The sequence below is a fragment of the Streptomyces sp. NPDC085524 genome, from assembly GCF_044541755.1.
Classification (GTDB): domain Bacteria; phylum Actinomycetota; class Actinomycetes; order Streptomycetales; family Streptomycetaceae; genus Streptomyces.
Genome location: NZ_JBITTH010000017.1, coordinates 126,950 through 144,248 on the forward strand (window position 1 = coordinate 126,950; position 17,299 = coordinate 144,248).

The 17,299-nt window shown below is 73.2% G+C and carries 19 protein-coding genes and 7 tRNA genes; 12 read left to right on the top strand and 14 right to left on the bottom strand.

Going from position 1 to position 17,299, the window contains the following annotated elements; translation table 11 throughout:
- The first annotated feature begins 37 nt into the window (after window positions 1-37).
- Complete coding sequence (locus ACIGFK_RS25585) at window positions 38-439, top strand: DUF1992 domain-containing protein (RefSeq protein WP_376659686.1); 402 nt, start codon at window positions 38-40, stop codon at window positions 437-439.
- Window positions 440-498: 59 nt separating this feature from the next.
- Here the strand turns inward: ACIGFK_RS25585 and ACIGFK_RS25590 are convergent, their stop codons facing one another.
- Both ACIGFK_RS25590 and thrS read right to left on the bottom strand, forming a co-directional pair.
- Window positions 499-1,059, bottom strand: coding sequence for an HIT domain-containing protein (locus ACIGFK_RS25590; RefSeq protein ID WP_376659685.1), 561 nt, complete (start codon window positions 1,057-1,059; stop codon window positions 499-501).
- Window positions 1,060-1,182: 123 nt separating this feature from the next.
- Window positions 1,183-3,159, bottom strand: coding sequence for a threonine--tRNA ligase (gene thrS, locus ACIGFK_RS25595; RefSeq protein WP_376659684.1), 1,977 nt, complete (start codon window positions 3,157-3,159; stop codon window positions 1,183-1,185).
- Between the two features lie 418 nt (window positions 3,160-3,577).
- Here thrS and ACIGFK_RS25600 point away from each other — a divergent pair, with 418 nt between their 5' ends.
- Window positions 3,578-4,036, top strand: coding sequence for a GNAT family N-acetyltransferase (locus ACIGFK_RS25600; protein ID WP_400053706.1), 459 nt, complete (start codon window positions 3,578-3,580; stop codon window positions 4,034-4,036).
- 36 nt (window positions 4,037-4,072) lie between these two features.
- Here the strand turns inward: ACIGFK_RS25600 and ACIGFK_RS25605 are convergent, their stop codons facing one another.
- The gene (locus tag ACIGFK_RS25605) at window positions 4,073-5,266 is read right to left on the bottom strand and encodes a hypothetical protein (protein WP_400053708.1); all 1,194 of its coding nucleotides are present in this window, start codon (window positions 5,264-5,266) and stop codon (window positions 4,073-4,075) included.
- Window positions 5,266-5,844, bottom strand: coding sequence for a DUF4365 domain-containing protein (locus ACIGFK_RS25610; RefSeq protein ID WP_376659681.1), 579 nt, complete (start codon window positions 5,842-5,844; stop codon window positions 5,266-5,268). Before ACIGFK_RS25610 ends, ACIGFK_RS25605 begins: the two co-directional genes overlap by 1 nt.
- Window positions 5,845-6,067: 223 nt before the next feature.
- Between ACIGFK_RS25610 and ACIGFK_RS25615 the strand changes: the two genes are divergently transcribed.
- On the top strand, window positions 6,068-6,793 hold the full coding sequence (locus ACIGFK_RS25615) for a 3'-5' exonuclease (protein ID WP_376659680.1): 726 nt from the start codon (window positions 6,068-6,070) through the stop codon (window positions 6,791-6,793).
- Between the two features lie 52 nt (window positions 6,794-6,845).
- On the opposite strand, the gene ACIGFK_RS25620 is transcribed toward ACIGFK_RS25615, so the two are convergent.
- Both ACIGFK_RS25620 and ACIGFK_RS25625 read right to left on the bottom strand, forming a co-directional pair.
- Window positions 6,846-6,917: transfer RNA gene (locus tag ACIGFK_RS25620), tRNA-Val, on the bottom strand.
- Window positions 6,918-6,955: 38 nt separating this feature from the next.
- Entirely contained in the window at window positions 6,956-7,447 is a 492-nt protein-coding gene (locus tag ACIGFK_RS25625) for an SRPBCC family protein (RefSeq protein WP_386469008.1), read from the bottom strand.
- A gap of 113 nt (window positions 7,448-7,560) precedes the next feature.
- On the opposite strand from ACIGFK_RS25625, the gene ACIGFK_RS25630 reads away from it, so the two are divergent.
- Window positions 7,561-9,894, top strand: coding sequence for an SCO7613 C-terminal domain-containing membrane protein (locus tag ACIGFK_RS25630; protein ID WP_400053711.1), 2,334 nt, complete (start codon window positions 7,561-7,563; stop codon window positions 9,892-9,894).
- 68 nt (window positions 9,895-9,962) lie between these two features.
- Here the strand turns inward: ACIGFK_RS25630 and ACIGFK_RS25635 are convergent.
- Both ACIGFK_RS25635 and ACIGFK_RS25640 read right to left on the bottom strand, forming a co-directional pair.
- Window positions 9,963-10,034, bottom strand: a tRNA-Val gene (locus ACIGFK_RS25635).
- Window positions 10,035-10,080: 46 nt separating this feature from the next.
- Window positions 10,081-10,542 carry a TIGR02611 family protein gene (locus ACIGFK_RS25640; protein WP_376661991.1) on the bottom strand — a complete coding sequence of 154 codons (462 nt, stop codon included), beginning with the start codon at window positions 10,540-10,542 and terminating at the stop codon, window positions 10,081-10,083.
- A gap of 176 nt (window positions 10,543-10,718) precedes the next feature.
- Between ACIGFK_RS25640 and ACIGFK_RS25645 the strand changes: the two genes are divergently transcribed.
- Both ACIGFK_RS25645 and ACIGFK_RS25650 read left to right on the top strand, forming a co-directional pair.
- Window positions 10,719-11,132 (top strand): SsgA family sporulation/cell division regulator, encoded by a 414-nt coding sequence (locus ACIGFK_RS25645; RefSeq protein ID WP_030011909.1) that lies wholly within the window; start codon window positions 10,719-10,721, stop codon window positions 11,130-11,132.
- A 234-nt stretch (window positions 11,133-11,366) separates the two neighbouring features.
- Window positions 11,367-11,960, top strand: a complete 594-nt coding sequence (locus ACIGFK_RS25650) for a CGNR zinc finger domain-containing protein (protein WP_376661992.1) — start codon at window positions 11,367-11,369, stop codon at window positions 11,958-11,960.
- 2 nt (window positions 11,961-11,962) lie between these two features.
- Here ACIGFK_RS25650 and ACIGFK_RS25655 read toward each other — a convergent pair whose 3' ends face one another.
- Both ACIGFK_RS25655 and ACIGFK_RS25660 read right to left on the bottom strand, forming a co-directional pair.
- Window positions 11,963-12,136, bottom strand: coding sequence for a hypothetical protein (locus tag ACIGFK_RS25655; RefSeq protein ID WP_376661993.1), 174 nt, complete (start codon window positions 12,134-12,136; stop codon window positions 11,963-11,965).
- A gap of 109 nt (window positions 12,137-12,245) precedes the next feature.
- A complete protein-coding gene (locus ACIGFK_RS25660; protein WP_376661998.1) occupies window positions 12,246-12,665 on the bottom strand; it encodes a hypothetical protein in 420 nt (139 codons plus the stop codon).
- Window positions 12,666-12,850: 185 nt separating this feature from the next.
- Here ACIGFK_RS25660 and ACIGFK_RS25665 point away from each other — a divergent pair, with 185 nt between their 5' ends.
- On the top strand, window positions 12,851-13,351 hold the full coding sequence (locus ACIGFK_RS25665) for a DsbA family protein (protein ID WP_376661994.1): 501 nt from the start codon (window positions 12,851-12,853) through the stop codon (window positions 13,349-13,351).
- Between the two features lie 34 nt (window positions 13,352-13,385).
- Here ACIGFK_RS25665 and ACIGFK_RS25670 read toward each other — a convergent pair whose 3' ends face one another.
- Genes ACIGFK_RS25670 through ACIGFK_RS25680 form a run of 3 tightly spaced genes read right to left on the bottom strand, consistent with a single transcriptional unit; the run spans window position 13,386 to window position 16,165 of the window.
- Entirely contained in the window at window positions 13,386-14,228 is an 843-nt protein-coding gene (locus ACIGFK_RS25670; protein WP_376661995.1) for a GNAT family N-acetyltransferase, read from the bottom strand.
- Window positions 14,229-14,271: 43 nt separating this feature from the next.
- Window positions 14,272-15,093, bottom strand: a complete 822-nt coding sequence (locus ACIGFK_RS25675; RefSeq protein ID WP_400053715.1) for an aminotransferase class IV — start codon at window positions 15,091-15,093, stop codon at window positions 14,272-14,274.
- Between the two features lie 13 nt (window positions 15,094-15,106).
- Entirely contained in the window at window positions 15,107-16,165 is a 1,059-nt protein-coding gene (locus ACIGFK_RS25680; protein WP_376661997.1) for a chorismate-binding protein, read from the bottom strand.
- A 180-nt stretch (window positions 16,166-16,345) separates the two neighbouring features.
- On the opposite strand from ACIGFK_RS25680, the gene ACIGFK_RS25685 reads away from it, so the two are divergent.
- The 5 genes from ACIGFK_RS25685 to ACIGFK_RS25705 all read left to right on the top strand — a co-directional run bounded on the left by ACIGFK_RS25685 (window position 16,346) and on the right by ACIGFK_RS25705 (window position 16,839).
- A tRNA-Gly gene (locus tag ACIGFK_RS25685) sits at window positions 16,346-16,418 on the top strand.
- Window positions 16,419-16,459: 41 nt separating this feature from the next.
- A tRNA-Cys gene (locus tag ACIGFK_RS25690) sits at window positions 16,460-16,533 on the top strand.
- 1 nt (window position 16,534) lies between these two features.
- Window positions 16,535-16,606: transfer RNA gene (locus ACIGFK_RS25695), tRNA-Val, on the top strand.
- Window positions 16,607-16,640: 34 nt separating this feature from the next.
- A tRNA-Val gene (locus ACIGFK_RS25700) sits at window positions 16,641-16,712 on the top strand.
- A 52-nt stretch (window positions 16,713-16,764) separates the two neighbouring features.
- Window positions 16,765-16,839 (top strand) — tRNA-Val (locus tag ACIGFK_RS25705).
- Window positions 16,840-16,926: 87 nt separating this feature from the next.
- Here ACIGFK_RS25705 and ACIGFK_RS25710 read toward each other — a convergent pair.
- A complete protein-coding gene (locus ACIGFK_RS25710) occupies window positions 16,927-17,229 on the bottom strand; it encodes a zf-TFIIB domain-containing protein (protein ID WP_376661871.1) in 303 nt (100 codons plus the stop codon).
- Window positions 17,230-17,299 lie beyond the last annotated feature (70 nt).

Sequence of the window (17,299 nt, forward strand, 5' to 3'; positions counted from 1 at the left end):
GCCCGGTTAGGCTGAAGTGGTCTTCGGAGGAGGCAGCATGACCGAGCGCAAGCCGCCGGGCGTGGACATCGAATCCTGGGTGGACCGGCAGATCAGGGAGGCCGCCGACCGCGGCGAGTTCGAGGAGCTGCCGGGCTTCGGCAAGCCCCTGGCCTCGCTCGACGCGCCCTACGACGAGATGTGGTGGATCAAGGGGAAGCTGCACCGTGAGGGCTTCTCCGCCCTGCCGCCCGCGCTGGCGCTGCGCAAGGAGGCCGAGGACGCGCTGGCGGCGGCCCGCGCGGCCCGCTCCGAGCGCCGGGTACGGGCGATCGTCGCCGAGATCAACGAGAAGATCGCGGCGGCCCTGCGCATGCCGCCGCCGGGCCCGCCGCTGAACCTGGCCGAGTACGACGTCGAGGACGTAGTGGAGCAGTGGCGCGCGGCGCGCGCCGCCTGAGCACTCCGCCGCCTGAACACTCCGCCGCCCGGGCGCCCCGGCCCGTGGCCCGGGACCCCTCAGCCCGTGGGCCAGGCGTCGGCGAGCATCTGCCGGGTGTCCGCGAGGAGCTGCGGCAGGACGCGGGTGTGACCGACGATCGGCATGAAGTTCGTGTCCCCGCCCCAGCGGGGCACGATGTGCTGGTGCAGGTGCGCGGCGATGCCCGCCCCGGCGGCGCTGCCCTGGTTCATGCCGATGTTGAACCCGTGCGCCCCCGACGCCTTGCGCAGCGCGACCATGGCCCGCTTGGTGAGGTCCGCCAGCTCGGCGGTCTCCGGCGAGTCGAGATCGGTGTAGTCGGCGACGTGCCGGTAGGGGACGACCATGAGGTGCCCGCCGTTGTACGGGTACAGGTTGAGCACCGCGTAGACGTGCTTGCCGCGGGCGACGATCAGCCCGTCCGTGTCGGACATCTCCGGAATCCCGCAGAAGGGACACCCGTCTCCGGCCTCGGGGCCGGTGGGCTTGTTCTCGCCCTGGATGTAGGCCATCCGATGCGGGGTCCACAGGCGCTGGAACCCGTCATGCGTGCCAACGCCGTTCTGCTGCTCCGGCTCACTCGTCATGGCGGCAAGCATATGACCTTGCCGGTACGGACGGAGAAGGCCCCCGGAAAGTGATCACTTTCCGGGGGCCTTTTCAGATCTTCGGATCTCTCGGACCCGTCGGGCCCGTCGGATCCGTCAGACCTTTCCGATCCGTCAGACCTGGACGCGGTCGGCGACGACCTTGGCCAGCTTGGCCAGCGCCTCGTCCTTCGGGATGCCGTTCTCCTGCGACCCGTCGCGGTAGCGGAAGGAGACGGTGCCCGCGGCCATGTCCTCGTCACCGACGATGATCATGAACGGGACCTTGAGCTTCTGGTGGTTGCGGATCTTCTTCTGCATGCGGTCGGAGGAGGCGTCCACCTCCACCCGCAGGCCCTGCTTCTTGGCCTCGGCGGCGAACTCCTGCAGGTACTCCACGTGCCCGTCACCGATCGGGATGCCGACCGCCTGGACCGGGGCCAGCCACGGCGGCATGGCGCCCGCGTAGTGCTCCAGCAGCACGGCGAAGAACCGCTCGATGGAGCCGAACAGCGCGCGGTGGATCATGACCGGCCGCTGGCGCGAGCCGTCGGGCGCGGTGTACTCCAGGTTGAAGCGCTCCGGCAGGTTGAAGTCGAGCTGCACGGTCGACATCTGCCAGGTGCGGCCGATGGCGTCACGCGCCTGCACGGAGATCTTCGGGCCGTAGAAGGCCGCGCCGCCCGGGTCGGGGGTCAGGGGCAGGCCCTGCTTCTCGGCGACCTGCTGGAGGACGGCGGTCGCCTCCTCCCAGACCTCGTCCGAGCCGACGAACTTCTCCGGGTCCTTGGTGGACAGCTCCAGGTAGAAGTCGGTCAGGCCGTAGTCGCGCAGCAGGTTCAGCACGAAGGTGAGCGTGCGGTCGAGCTCCTCCGCCATCTGCTCACGGGTGCAGTAGATGTGCGCGTCGTCCTGGGTGAAGCCGCGGGCACGGGTCAGGCCGTGCACGACGCCGGACTTCTCGTACCGGTACACGGTGCCGAACTCGAACAGGCGCAGCGGCAGTTCGCGGTAGGAGCGGCCGCGCGCGTCGAAGATCAGGTTGTGCATCGGGCAGTTCATGGGCTTGAGGTAGTAGTCGGTACCACCGTCGAGCTGCATGGGGGGGTACATGCCCTCCGCGTACCAGTCCAGGTGACCGCTCTTCTCGAAGAGGGCGCCCTTGGTGGCGTGCGGGGAGTAGACGAACTCGTAGCCCTCTTCCTCGTGCCGGCGGCGCGAGTAGTCCTCCATGGTCCGGCGGATGATGCCGCCGCGCGGGTGGAAGACGGCGAGGCCGGAGCCGATCTCGTCCGGGATGGAGAAGAGGTCCAGCTCGTTGCCGAGCTTGCGGTGGTCGCGCTTCTCGGCCTCGGCGAGGAAGTCGAGGTGCGCCTTCAGCTCCTCCTTCGACGGCCACGCGGTGCCGTAGATGCGCTGGAGCATCGGGTTCTTCTCGCTGCCGCGCCAGTAGGCGGCCGCGTTGCGCATGAGCTTGAAGGCCGGGATGTTGCGGGTGGTGGGCAGGTGGGGACCGCGGCAGAGGTCCTTCCAGCACAGCTCGCCGGTCTTCGCGTCCAGGTTGTCGTAGATGGTCAGCTCGCCGCCGCCCACCTCGACGTTCGCGCCGTCGTCGGTCGACGCGGAGCCCTTGATGCCGATGAGCTCCAGCTTGTACGGCTCGTCCGCGAGCTCCTCGCGGGCCGCCTCGTCGGTGACGACGCGGCGGGCGAAGCGCTGGCCGCGCTTCTGGATCTCCTGCATCTTCTTCTCGATGGCCTTGAGGTCATCGGGGGTGAAGGGCTTCGCGACGTCGAAGTCGTAGTAGAAGCCGTTCTGGACCGGCGGGCCGATGCCGAGCTTGGCCTCGGGGAACAGCTCCTGCACGGCCTGCGCCATGACGTGCGCGGTCGAGTGGCGCAGGATGTTCAGGCCGTCCTCGGAGGAGATCTCCACCGGCTCGACGGTCTCGCCGTCCTTGACCTCGTAGCTGAGGTCCTTCAGCTCGCCTGCGACGCGCGCGGCGACGATGGTGCGCTCGCCGGCGAAGAGCTCCGCCGCCGTAGTGCCCGTGGCCACCACGCGCTCGTCCCGCTCGGAATCGCGTTGGATGATCACACGGACGTCTGACACCGGTCTCTCCTGACTCAGGGGGTGCGCTAGCGAACACTGCGCGCCTGAATCGTACCGAGCGGAGTGGCTGCGCCGCTAAACGGTTACCGGCTGCGCCGGGGCGGCGGGCCCACAGGCCGTCCGGGGTGGCGGCGCCGCAGGGTTCCGGCGGGCGGGGGCCGGGGCCGGCGGGCCGGGGCCGGGGGCCGGCGGGGGTGGCGGGCCGGGGCCGGGGGTGCGGGCCCTGCTCGAAGCCCTCCCCCGCGGCGGTGCGTGGGGCGGGGCCCCTCCGGGACGTCTCCTCGGCTCGCGAAACCCCGGCCGGACCGGCCTGTGCCCGGCGCCGGTTTCGCTCGGCCCGCGGGGACGTCCCGGAGTGTCCCCGCCCCACGCTGGATGTGCGGCCCCCATCGGTGTACCTGCGGGTAGCGTGATCGGCATGCGGATACGACTGCTGGACCTGGACGACGATGCCGTCGCGGAGGCGGTGCACCGGATCGGGCGGGCCGCGTACGCGGTGGAGGCGGAGATCATCGGCTTCGACGGCATACCGGCGCTGCGCGAGAGCCTGGCGGAGATGCGGGTCCGGGAGCTGAGCTGGGTGGGCGCCGTGAGCGAGGGCACCCTCGCCGGTTTCCTCGCCTGGGAGGAGACCGGGGAAGGCGGTGTGTGCGTGGACCGGCTGTGCGTGGATCCGGGGTGGTTCCGACGGGGCGTCGCGTCGGCGCTGCTGGGGTGGCTGCCGGACGACCGCGCGGTCACCGTCACCACGGGCGCTGCGAACGGGCCGGCGGTCGCCCTCTACGAGCGTCTCGGGTTCGCCCGGGGTGACGACTTCTCCCCCGTCCCCGGCCTGCGCATGGCTTCCTTCTCCCGCCCGGGGTCGGGCGCGCCGTAGGGCCTCCGGGGGCCGGGCTTCCCCGGGCGTGGCCGACTACTCGTCCGACCGGTCGAAGGCCGTGTCCAGGGACTTCATGAGCCGGTCCCGCTCCACCTCGTCCAGGGGGACCGGCGTCACCTCCTCCGCGTGGGTCAGCCGGCGGAAGCCGCCCCGGCGGTGGAGCCGGCCCGTGAGTCCGATCGGCATGCCCACCAGGTGCGCGTGGCCCGCGACCCGGTACGCCTCCTCGTCCAGCTCCGCCCGGACCGAGGCGAGCTCCGCCCCCGCGAGGACCCGCAGCCGTACCGTTCCGCCGCCGCCCGGCGCGGAGCGGCGCATCCGTACGACCGTGCCGACGATCCGGACCGTGACCGCGGGCTCGTCCCGGGTGTAGCGGGCGGCGGCCTCCCTCAGCACCGGGAGGTCGCCCGGTGAGAACTCCACCGGCTCCGGGCGGGCCGCACACCCCGCCGGGACCCCGGCGGCCGGTGCCCACGCGAGGGTGATCCGGGCCCCCTCCGAGCCCCGGACCAGGGCGATCAGCCCGTCGGCGAGCTCCCGGCTGACCCCCGCCCCCACCGCCGCGTCGAAGGCCTCCATGCCTCCGGTGGCCCGCTGGTAGTCCACGGCCTCGCGGGCCGCGTGCAGGGCGTGGTGCAGCCGCTTCACCGTGCCCCGGCCCCCGTCCACGGGGACGTACGCGGTGAGCCTGCGGCCGCCCGGCGAGGGGCCCACCAGCACCCCGTCCAGCGCCCGTTCGGCCTGGCCCCGGTGGCGGGCCCCGTAGTAGCCGGCCCGCGCCCGGGCCGCCAGTGCTCCGGCGAGCAGCAACCGCCGGGCCGCCGAGCGCAGTTGCTCCTGGGCCGTCCAGTCGGCCTCGCCCTGGAGGCCCTGCGGCCCCTCCGGTGTCTCGCGCTCCCAGCGGACCTCGTCGCTGGGCACGCTCAGCCCGTACAGCACCTCCCGCGCCGAGGGCAGCCCGCTGCGCGAAAGGGCCGTGAGGGCCTCCTCCAGGAGGTCCGTGCAGTCGGGGAAGGCGCTGCTCTCCGGTACGAGCAGGCTCGTACCGGTGCCGGCGGGCGGGGTCCAGCGCCCGTACCGTCCTGCGGCCCCGCCACGGCGCAGCCAGCCGTGCCGGTGCAGCAGGGCGCCCAGCACGGCGGGGTCGACCTGTCCGGGATCGGGGACGGCCGGGTCGGCGAAGCCGGGCGGCGGCAGTGGTTCGAGGTGCGGCGGGTTCCAGTGCATCAGGGTGTCCCTCCCGACCCGACCCGGGTCATGATCTCGCACAGCGCGCGGTCGTCGAAGATCCGCGTGGTCGGGATCCGTACGGTGGTCCGGCGCCGGCCGGTCACGGGGTGTCCCGCGAGGTTGGTCCAGTAGCAGCAGTGCCGCAGGTCGAGCCGGTCGTGCCCGGCGGCGAGCCACTCGTCCCGCTCCCGGGGGACGAGCATCACGACGAGGATCTTGTGGACCGCGACCGGGGTGCGGGCCAGTTTCACCAGGTGCTCGTTGTCGAGGGTGAAGGCGAAGGTGGGCCCGGCCGGCCGGGGCGGTATCTGGTAGGTCGCCTTCAGCTGCACCTTGATGGTGACCTCGTCGTCGACGACGTGTTCGGGGGCACCGTGGCTGACGTGCCAGTCGATGCCGTTGTCGGGAAAGGGCTGTGAGAGCGAGCAGCCCGCCGCGGCCGCGACGGCATGCAGGTATCCCACCTGGAGGGTCTCCATGCAGGCGGTGGTGGCGAGTGTGCCGCGCAGCGGTCCGGTCGGCGGACCGGTGTGTCCCTGCAGCACCCCGCCCGGTTCGGGCTGCGCGAGCGCCATGGCCGGCTCCCCATGCCTTCCGGGCTCTGCCTTCTGTGGTGGGTGGGGTGACGACCGGTCATGTGTGCGGCCCCCCAGGGGTGTTGTCTCCGCAGGCGGGCCGCCGCAAACGGCGTACGCGGCAAACAGCACGGGTATCACCGATGCGGGAGAAGGTGGCACGTTTTCCAGGCAGCCCTGCCGGAGTGCGCCCCATCTGCGGACCGGGGACGAGGAGTTCGCCATGACACGCTGGTACGAGGGCCCGCTGGCCGCATTCGACACGGAGACCACCGGAGTGGACGTCGAGCAGGACCGGATCGTGTCCGCCGCGCTCATCGTCCAGGAATGTGCGGGGGGCCGGATCCGCACCACGCGCTGGCTGGTCAATCCCGGGATCCCGGTGCCCCCGGGCGCCACGGAAGTGCACGGCCTGACCGACGAGCACCTCCAGCGCAACGGCCGGTGGCCGGCGCCGGTGGTGGAGGAGATAGCCCGCGCGCTCGGGGAGCAGCAGGTGGCGGGCCGCCCGGTGGTGGTGATGAACGCACCGTTCGATCTGACGCTGCTGGACCGGGAGTTGCGCCGGCACCGGGCGTCCTCGCTGGCCCGGTACCTGGACAACCGGCCGCTGACGGTGCTGGACCCGCGCGTTCTGGACAAGCACCTCGACCGGTACCGCAAGGGCCGGCGGACGCTGACGGACCTGTGCGAGCACTACGGGATCGAGCTGGAGGGCGCCCACGACGCGGCGGCGGACGCGCAGGCCTCGCTGGAGCTCGTGCGGGCGGTGGGCCGCCGGTTCGCGGCGCGCCTGGAGCGGCTGACCCCGGCGGAGCTGCACACGCTGCAGGCGGTGTGGCACGCGGCACAGGCGCGCGGGCTGCAGGCGTGGTTCGCACGCCAGGGAACGCCGGAGCCGGTGGATCCGCACTGGCCGCTGCGGCCGGACCTGTCGACGGCCGCATAGCCCCCGACATGCGGAAGGCCGGTCCGTCGCAAGACGGACCGGCCTGTCCCGGTGGGCGATACTGGGATCGAACCAGTGACCCCTTCGGTGTGAACGAAGTGCTCTCCCGCTGAGCTAATCGCCCGGGAACGCACTGAACAATACAGAAGACTTGGGGACGGTTCAAACCGCCTCCGGGCGCCGGGCCAGCAGGGACGCCAGGCCCCGCCGTCCGGCCCGCATCATCAGGGCGTGGTTGAGCCGGAACACCGGACGGCCGGGCAGCGCGAGCCGGCGCATCAGCGGCTGCCGCACCTCGACCTCCTGCTCGTACAGCGCCCGGGTGCGCGGGGCGCCCGCCGCGGCGCCGAGCGGCCGTACGGTCCACCGCGCCCAGCCGTCGAGATCACCGCGCAGGGACACCTCCAGCACTCCCCGCCCCGGGTCGCGCAGCAGCTGGGTGGCGGTGACGTGGAGGGAGTAGGGCAGCAGCGAGCGGATGGTGGCGGTGCCGCTGCGCTCGTCCGCCCCCTCGACGCGGCGGATCTGGGGCCACCAGTCCGGGTACTCGCCGGGGAGTTCCAGCACGGCGAAGACGCGCGCGGGCGGGGCGTCGAGGTCCCACACGCTGCGGAAGCGGTAGCGGTTCCAGCGGTCCCAGCGGCTGCGGTCCATGGATCCAGTGTGGCGCGCGGCGGGTGCGCACGAGGCCGGTTCGCAGGTACTCAGGGCACATCTGAGTACGCACGCCGATGTCCTGTCCGCGTGACCGGCGCCACACTCCGGATATGAACACGCCCCTGCCGCCGGCCGAGGAGCTGGCGCTCATCGACCGCGAGTTGCTCCAACTCGACTCCCGCCGCAAGTACTTGCTGGCCCGCAGGGACTGGCTGCTGCGCCTGCTGTACGCGGCGGGGCCGACGCCCTCGCCGGCCGCCGCCCCGGGGTTCGCCCCGGCCGCCGGGCCCGCGAAGGACGCTTCGGCGCCGAGTGCGCAGAACGTGCTGCTCACCCTGGGGGCCGTCCTGCTGGCCGTGGCCGCGCTGGCGTTCACCCTGGTGAGCTGGGGCTCGCTCGGGATCGCCGGCCGCTCGGCGGTGCTGGTCGCGGTGACCGCGGCCGCGCTGGCCGCGCCCGTGCCGCTGCTGCGCCGCGGGCTGCGCTCGACGGCGGAGTCCGTCGCGGCGGTCGGGCTGCTGCTGACGGTGCTGGACGCGTACGCGCTGTACGCGGTCGCCGTCCCGGACGTCGGCCCGCGGGCGTACGCGGCGGGGGCGGCCGGGGTGCTGGCGGCGGCGTGGGCCGGGTACGCGGCGGCCCTGCGCCGGCTGCGGATCCCGCTGCCGGCGGCGGTGCTGGCCGCGCAGCTCCCGCTGCCGCTGGCGGCGCTGGCCGCGCAGGCGGACCCGCTGGGGCTGGCGTGGGCGCTGCTGGTGACGGCCGCGCTGGATGCGGCGCTCGCGCTGCGGCTGCGGTGGGCGGCGCTCCCGGCGGCGGTGCTGGCTGCGGTGGCGCTGCTGACCGGGGTGTCCGAGTCCTGGTCGGCGGCCTCGGCGTCCGGCGCCCTGGGTCCGGCCGCGCTGCTGCTGGCGGGCGCGGCCCTCGGGGTGGCTGCGGCGTGGCGGGAGCCGCGGGTCTGGGCGGCGGCCCTGGTGGGCGGCCTGGCGGTGGTGGCGGCCCTGGGCGGCACGGCCCGGCCGGAGCTGTCCCCCGCCTGGGCGGTGGTGGCGCACCTCCTGGCGGCGCTGCCGCTGCTGGCGGCCGTACGGGTGCACGCGCTCCCGGCGCCGGCCCGGCGCGGGCTGGCCTGGGCCGGGGCGGGCACGGCCGCACTGGCGGCGCTGCTGTCCGCGGCTCCGGCGGCCGCGGCCCTGGGGGCCCGGGTCCGGGTCCTCGCGGAGGTGTGGGCCGGGACGACCCCGGACGCCGACCCGTACAGGGCGGGGGCGGCGCCCGCGGTGGCCCTGCTGCTGACGGCGGGGGCCGCCTGGTGGCTGTCGCGGACGCTGTCCCGGCCGGAGCCGGCCGCCCTGGCGGCGGTCCTCGCGTGGGCGGGGCTGTTCACGGCTCCGGTGCTGCTCGGCCTCCCGGTGGCGGCGGTGTTCGCCGCGCAGCTGGCGGTGACGGGCGGGGCCGGGGTGCTCGCGCTGCGGGCTCCGGCGCGCGCGACCGGGATCGCGGCCGGCGCGTGCGCGCTGGCCGGGGCCTTGAACGTGTCCCTGGGCGCGCTGGACGGCCGGGCGGCGACCTTCGCGGTGTGGGGGCTGCTGGGCGCGCTCGGTGCGGCTGCAGCGGCGTACGGGCCCGCTCCGCGCTGGGCCCGCGCCGGGGCGGCGGTGTGCGCCGTCGGCCACACCACGGGGCTGCTGGTGGCCTCGGCGGCGGTGACGGACCTGGCGGTGGTCTGGTGGGCGCTCCCCGTGCTGGTGGTGCCGGCGGCGGTGGCCGCGCCCGGGCCCCGGCTGGGCTGCGTCCGGCTGCCCGCGGAGATCGCGGCGGGCGTGGCGGGGGTCCTGGCGGTGGCCCTGTCGGCAGGGCGGACCGGGACCCTGGCACTGGTCCTGGCGCTGCTCGGGGTGGTCTGTGCGGGGGCCGCGGTACGGCCCGAGCGGCGCGTGCTGGGCTGGGCGGCGGGGGCGCTGTTCGCGGCGGCCACCTGGGTCCGGCTGGCCGAGGCCGGGGTCACGGCGCCGGAGGCCTACACCCTGCCGGTGACGCTCCCCGCCCTGGCGGTGGGCCTGCTGCGGCGGCGCAGGGACCCCTCGAGCTCGTCCTGGACGGCGTACGGCCCCGGGCTGTCGGCGACGCTGCTGCCGAGCCTGCTGGCGGCCTGGGCGGATCCGGAGTGGGTGCGCCCGCTCCTGCTGGGGCTGGCGGCCCTGGCGGTGACCCTCACGGGGGCCCGGCGGCGGCTCCAGGCCCCGCTGCTGCTGGGCGGCGCGGTGCTGGCGGTGGTGGCGCTGCACGAGCTGGCCCCGTACGTGGTGCAGGTGGCGGGGGCGCTGCCGCGCTGGGTGCCGCCGGCGATGGCGGGACTGCTGCTGCTGGCGGTGGGCGCGACGTACGAGAGGCGGCTGCGCGACGCCCGCCGGCTGCGGGACGCGATCGGCAGGCTCGCGTGACACGGGCGGACCGGGCCTGAAACGCCCGAGGCCCGGAGACTGTGAAGTCTCCGGGCCTCGGGTCCGGGTGGGCGATACTGGGTTCGAACCAGTGACCCCTTCGGTGTGAACGAAGTGCTCTCCCACTGAGCTAATCGCCCGGACGCACCGCAAACATTACCGCATGTCAGCGGTGCTCCTTGACCATCACTGGTCCTTGATGTTCCAGGGCAGGACGAGCCCGTACTTCCACAGGTAGAAGCCGATCAGCGCGCCCGCGATGACGAGGCCCACGCTGGTCAGGATGATGTTGCGGCGGCGGACCTTCGGGTCCAGCGCCTTCTGGGCGGCCTCGGTGACCTTGCGCTTGGTCCAGCGCAGCACGAGGTGGGCCCAGGCGAACTCGGTGGCCCAGATCGCCAGGCCCGCGAAGATCGCCACCCAGCCGGGGCCGGGCAGTACCAGCATGGCGATGCCCGCGGCGATGACGGCCAGGCCGACGACGAAGACGCCGACCTGCCAGCTCAGGTGCAGGCTGCGGTTGGCCTTGATGAAGGCGGGTGCCTTCGACACGTGCGGCGTCTCTTCGCCGGCTGAGCCCTCTGCGGCTGCGCCGGCTTCGGTCGCCTCGGCGGGCTCGCTCGTCCCGCGGTCACTCCCCGTATTCATGGGTCGAATCTACCCGAGTGTCGAGCACACATGAACGGTGCTTTGGATCCGCCGTCCGAGGGACCCAGAGGTCCGCAAAACGGTCAGAGGGGTTTACAACGGCACCGTAGGTGGCATGTCGATTTCGCCGACGTGCGAATCCCCGAGCGCACACTGAGCGAAAGGCCCTGGCGCTTATGAACACCACGGTCAGCTGCGAGCTGCACCTGCGCCTCGTTGTGTCGAGCGAGTCCTCACTGCCTGTTCCCGCGGGCCTGCGGTATGACACGGCCGACCCCTACGCCGTGCACGCCACCTTCCACACCGGCGCCGAGGAGACGGTCGAATGGGTGTTCGCCCGTGACCTCCTCGCAGAGGGCCTCCACCGGCCCACCGGAACCGGCGACGTCCGCGTCTGGCCGTCCCGCAGCCACGGTCAGGGGGTCGTCTGCATCGCCCTGAGCTCACCGGAGGGAGAAGCACTGCTCGAAGCACCCGCCCGAGCACTGGAGTCATTCCTCAAGCGGACGGATGCCGCGGTCCCGCCCGGGACCGAACACCGGCACTTCGACCTCGACAAGGAGCTCTCCCACATCCTGGCCGAAAGCTGAGCCAGGCCTACAGCCGCGCGACACCGTCCGACTCGGGGCGACGGTGTGTGCCGGACAACCACATACGGACGTGTCGGCGCTGTTCCCGCGGAAGCCACCCGCGTGGACGGCGCCGCTGCGCGTCCGGGGCGCCGGGCCCGAGACGCCGGGCACCCCCCGGGAAGGACCCGCTAGAGTCGGCCCCCAGCGGCGGCAGAGGTCGTCGCCGCAGGCCCGGCCCTTGAGGGAGACCCCGTGCAGATCCCCCACGACACCCGTCGCGCGCTCGACGTCGTCGTCGCGCTGGTGAACACAGCGGCCGAGGCGAACCAGCCCGACGCGCTCTCGGACCTCGGCGCGCTGCGCGCCTTCGTGCAGGAGTACTCGATCAGCGACGTCGGAGAGCTCGGCGCCCGCGACCTCGCGGGCGTGCGCACGGTGCGCGGCAAATTCGCCCAGATCTTCGCGGCGCCGGACCCGCGCGCCGCGGCCACGCTGATCAACGAGCTGGTGGCGACGGCGGGCACCACCCCGCAGCTGACCGACCACGACGGCTACGACTGGCACGTGCACTACTTCGCGCCGGGCGCCTCGGTGGGCGACCACCTGGCGGCCGACGGCGGCATGGCGCTGGCCTTCATCGTGGTCTCCGGCGAGCAGGAACGGCTGCGCCGCTGCGAGGCCCCGGACTGCCGGCGCGCCTTCGTGGACCTCTCCCGCAACCGCTCCCGGCGCTACTGCGACAGCCGGACCTGCGGGAACCGGCTGCACGTGGCGGCGTACCGGGCCCGGCGCAAGGGAGCCGACGCGGAGTCCTCGGAGTCTTCGGAGTCCTCGGGGCGGGAATAGCCTCAGAGCAGGAACAGATCGTGTACGGCTGCGAGCAGCAGCAGGACACCGATCACCGCCAGGAAGATCATCAGAGGCGGCTGGGACAGGGCGAAGAGGCAGCCTCGCGGCTCCTCGGCAACGGAGGCGGGGGCCGGCGCGGGAACGGACGGCTCACCCTGCGATGTCTCGAGCATGTCGGGGCGATGATGGCGCAGCGCACCGCCACTGGCCCTTCAACACGCCAATGTCTGCGCGGGAGTTCGCCCGATCTCGTGGATCACACCGCGATCCGGGCACCCCGGCTCAGATACCGTGCTTCTTGAGGATGGCCTCGATGTCGGAGAAGTCGTCCCCTGCGGCCGCGGCCGGCGGCTTCTTCTGAGCACCGGCGCTCCGCCCGGATCCGAGGGAGGGCGCGGAGGCGGCCGGGGCCACGGCCTCGGGGCTCCGCCCGGCCTCCTTCCCCAGGCTCCGGCGCTCGACGGCGCGGGTCGTGAACAGGAGCGCCCAGGCCAGTCCGAGCAGCCCGAAGCCGATCCAGACGGTCGGGTTGAAGACGATCCCGGACACCCACTCCACGAGGCCCGTCATCACGAGGGCGACCGGCACCAGCGAGTACGCGGCGATCCGCGTGGCGGCCAGGAACCGCTTGCGGTAGGCGGCCACCGCGGCGATGCCCAGGCCCGCCGCGGACACCGCGGAACAAATGGTCTCGGCGAGCATGCGGTCCTCCGGCTGTTCGACGGCTGGGCGATCTGTCCCCATCCATCCTGCACCGGCCCTCGCCCCGGCGGCCAGGCCCGGGGCCGCCCTCGGACGGATCTCCGGGACATCTCGGGGTCGCGCCTCATCCCTGGGGAGTGGGTGCGGGGGAACGGGCGCGTCCGGGGGCTGGGAGACTGGAGGGCATGACCGATTCCGTGATCCTCGACGTCTGGTGCGAACTCCAGTGCCCGGACTGCCACAGCGCGCTGGACGACGTGCGCGCCCTGCGGGCCCGCTACGGCGACCGGCTGGACATCCGGCTGCGCCACTTCCCGCTGGAGAAGCACAAGCACGCCTTCGCCGCGGCACAGGCCGCCGAGGAGGCCCTGGAGCAGGGGAGCGGCTGGGCGTACGTGGAGGCCGTGCTGGCCAGGACCGCGGAGCTGGCCGAGCGCGGCGAGCCGGTCCTGCTGGACGTGGCACGTGAACTGGGCCTGGACGCCGAGGAGTTCGACACCGCCCTGATCGACGGCCGGCACATCCTGATCGTCGACGCCGACCAGGCGGAGGGCAAGGCGATCGGCGTGACCGGCACCCCGACGTACGTGATCGACGGCGAGCGCCTCGACGGCGGCAAGAGCCAGGAGGGGCTGCGCGCCCGCATCGAGGAGATCGCCGACCGCCTGCTGGCGGAGTCGGCCTAGCACCGTGACCCGGTGAACCTTTCCGGTCACGGCACTAGATCAGCTCCTTCCTCGCATTCACGGTGCTGTCCCGGTAGCCGAGCGATGCGTAGAGGTGCCGGGCCGGGGTGTTGTCCTCGTGGACGTGCAGGCCCAGCAGGCGGGCGCCCGCGGCCAGGGCGGCGTGCTCGGCCAGCAGCATGAGGGTCCGGCCGTGCCCGCGCCTGCGGTGTTCGGCGGCCACGGCCACGTCCCACACGTACGGGGCGGGGCCCACGCCGGGCAGGTCGCGCTCCCCCACCCACAGGGTGCCGAGGACGGCGCCGTCGGGTGCCGTCAGGACGAGGAAGGCCGTGCCGGGGGTGTCCCGGCCGGCCGGGAGCAGCTCGGCGTGTTCGGCGCGGGAGGCGGCGAGGGCCTGCTCGGCGGTGATGCCGGGGCCGGTGAGGTGGTGGCTGTATTCGACGACGGCCCGCTCCTGCCAGGCGTCGTACTCGGCCTGGGTCATCGGGCGGCCGGTGGCGCCCGACGGGAGCTCGGGCGGCAGCTCGGGCAGTTCCTTGACCTGGACCCGGCCGGTGACCCGGTAGCCGAGGGTCTCGGCCATCCGCAGCGCCGGCGCCGCATCGGCGGGCACCGATACGGCGATGCCCGAGCAGCCCCAGGACCGCAGCACCTCCTCCGCGGCGAGCGCGGCGACCGTGCCGCGGCCGCGCCGCCGGTCCGGCTCGTCGATCCACAGCCCCCTGATCACGCCGGTGCCGGGCTGGGCGGCCGAACGGGTGGCCAGTTCGACGCTGCCCACGCGCCGGCTGTTCACCCGCACCTCGTAGGCCCGGGAGCGGGTGCCGTCACTGTTGCGCTGGAGCGGCTGCGCGGGCCGCAGGGTAGTGGTCATCACTTGGTGTTCTACCTGCCCCGCGGGCCCGCGTCACCGGGATTCACGGATCGAGATCCGCACCGGCCTTCGCGTCGAAGATCCGCATGGCCTCGGCCGTGACCGGGCCGGGGCCCGTGCCCAGCTCGCGCCCGTCGATCCGTACGACCGCCTGGACGTCGCGCAGCGAGGAGGTCAGGAAGACCTCCTCGGCCTGTTCCAGGGCCTCGAACGGCAGGTCGGTCTCCTTGGCCCCGGCCCATTCGACGACGAGGGCGCGGGTGATCCCGGCCAGGCAGCCGGAGGTCAGGGGCGGGGTGTGCAGCTGTCCGTCGAGGACGGCGAAGACGTTGGAGCCGGTGCCCTCGCAGAGCCGGCCGACGGTGTTGGCGAGGAGGGCTTCGGAGGCTCCGGCCCGGTGGGCGGCGGCGAGCGCGACGACGTTCTCGGCGTACGAGGTGCTCTTCAGGCCGGCGACGGCGGAGCGCTCGTTGCGGACCCAGGGCACCGTGACGACGGCCGTGGTGTCGGGCCGCCGCGGGGACCCGGCGAGGGCCACGATCAGGGTGGGGCCGCCGTCGCCGCGGTCGGAGCCGAGCGGGGAGACGCCGCCGGTGTAGGTGACGCGCAGCCGCCCGTGCTCCACCGGGTTGGCTTCGAGCACGGCGGCGCAGGCCCGGCGCACCTCGTCGTGGTCGGGGTCCGGCAGGCCCAGGCCGCGGGCGGAGCGGGTCAGCCGATCGAGGTGGCGGGTGAGCGCGAAGGCGCGGCCCCGCTCCGCCTTGAGCGTCTCGAAGACGCCGTCCCCCACGGTCAGCCCGTGGTCGAAGACGGACACCTTCGCGCTGTCCACGTCCCTAAGTGCTCCGTCGAGCCAGATGCTCACCGTGCGGCCCCTCTCACGATCCCGTTCGGCCTGTCGCCTGATGCGCCCCCGACGCTACCCGCAGCAGCCGGGCGGCCTTGAGTTCGGTCTCCGCCCACTCGCGGTCGGGGTCGGAGCCCCAGGTGATGCCGGCTCCGGTGCCGAAGAGCAGGCGGGGGCCGCCGGGGGCCTCGCGGTCGATCCAGAAGGTGCGGATGCCGACGGCGAGCTCGGCGGTGCCCCGCTCGGCGTCGACCCAGCCGATCCCGCCGCAGTACGGGCCCCGGGGGGCGGTCTCCAGGGCCTCGATGATGCGCAGGGCGGAGGACTTGGGGGCACCGGTGACGGAGCCGGGCGGGAAGGTGGCCGCGAGGAGCTCGGGCCAGCCCGCTCCGTCGGCGAGTTCTCCGCTGACCGTGGAGACGAGGTGGACCAGGCCCGGGTGCTCCTCGACGGCGCACAGCTCGGGGACGGTGACCGAGCCGGTGGCGCAGACCCGGCCGAGGTCGTTGCGTACGAGGTCCACGATCATCACGTTCTCGGCGTGGTCCTTGGGGAGCAGGTCGGCCGCGGTGCGGCCGGTGCCCTTGATGGGGCCGGACTCGATGTGGCGGCCGGTCCGGCGCAGGAACAGCTCCGGGGACGCGGTGGCGATCTCCACGCCGTGCGCGGGCAGCCGAATCGTTCCTGCGTAGGGGGCGGGGTTGCCGCGCGCCAGCAGCGCGGTGAGGGCGTCGACGTCTGCGCCCGAGGGGTCGGGCAGCGGCGCGGACATCACGCGGCAGAGGTTGGCCTGGTAGACCTCGCCGGCGGCGATGTGCTCGCGGATGCGGCGGACGCCCGCCACGTACGCGGCCCGGTCCAGGGAAGAGGTCCACTCGTCCGCGTCGGGGCCGCGCCAGGCTCCGGGGACGGGCGAGGGGACGGGGTCGGGGCGTATGTCCCCGAAGCGCGCGCAGACGAGCCGCCCTTCGAAGTCGGCGGCCACGGCCCAGAAGCCGGTGGAGTCGAGGGCACCAGGATCGCTGGTGACGTCCCGGAGGTCGGTCGCGAGGAGGCCGCCGAAGCGGGCCATGGGAGGCAGGTCGTGCACGGCTGCGAGTCTATGACCGGTGACGCGGCGGCGCCGGGGAGGTGACGGCCGCGTGACCGCTGGTGATCGAGCGGCAGCACGCTGCGGAAACGCGTTTTTGAGCTGGCCCGGGAATCCGCTAGAGTTCAACACGTCGCCAGGGAGCGAAGGGGAAAAACCCCGGAGCGAACGCGGTGACCTGCGGACGTAGCTCAGTTGGTAGAGCACCACCTTGCCAAGGTGGATGTCGCGAGTTCGAGTCTCGTCGTCCGCTCGAAGTGGGGGTCTTCTTCCCGAGAACCCCTGCAGCTCCATGGTGGAGTGGCCGAGAGGCGAGGCAACGGCCTGCAAAGCCGTCTACACGGGTTCAAATCCCGTCTCCACCTCCAAGGACGATTAGCTCAGCGGGAGAGCGCTTCCCTGACACGGAAGAGGTCACTGGTTCAATCCCAGTATCGTCCACTGGTCCGCAAGGACCTGGTCCGCAAGGATCCCCGCGCGATTAGCTCAGCGGGAGAGCGCTTCCCTGACACGGAAGAGGTCACTGGTTCAATCCCAGTATCGCGCACGCAGTACCATGCAACACCTGCTTGACCTGCGGCTTTCAAGCCGTGGAGCCCGCGCGATTAGCTCAGCGGGAGAGCGCTTCCCTGACACGGAAGAGGTCACTGGTTCAATCCCAGTATCGCGCACCACTCGGAAGCCCCGGCCGTCTCGACGGCCGGGGCTCCTGTGTTTCACCGGGCTCCTGTGCTTCACGGGACGGCCCGGTTCGGAAGGCGTCAGGAGGAGAAGAGCATCCGGCCGAATCCGCCGCGGTGGTGGTGGCCGTGACCGTGGCCGCCGTGGTGCGGGGCGCCCCAGGCGGGAGCGGCGGCCACGTGCTGGGGCGGGTACGGGGCGGGCGGCGCGGCCGGCGGCGGGACCTGGCCGTACTGCTGGGCGGTGTACTGGGATTCCAGGCGGGTCAGCGCCTCCAGCTCGCCGTAGTCGAGGAAGATGCCGCGACAACCGCTGCACTGCTCTATCTGGACACCGTTGCGGTTGTAGGTGTGCATCATCGCGTGACACTTCGGACACTGCATGGGCGGTTCAACTCCTCGGCTCGGACGTGGCCACCGGATGACCGGATGCATGCCCGGTGGCGCGGAGCTC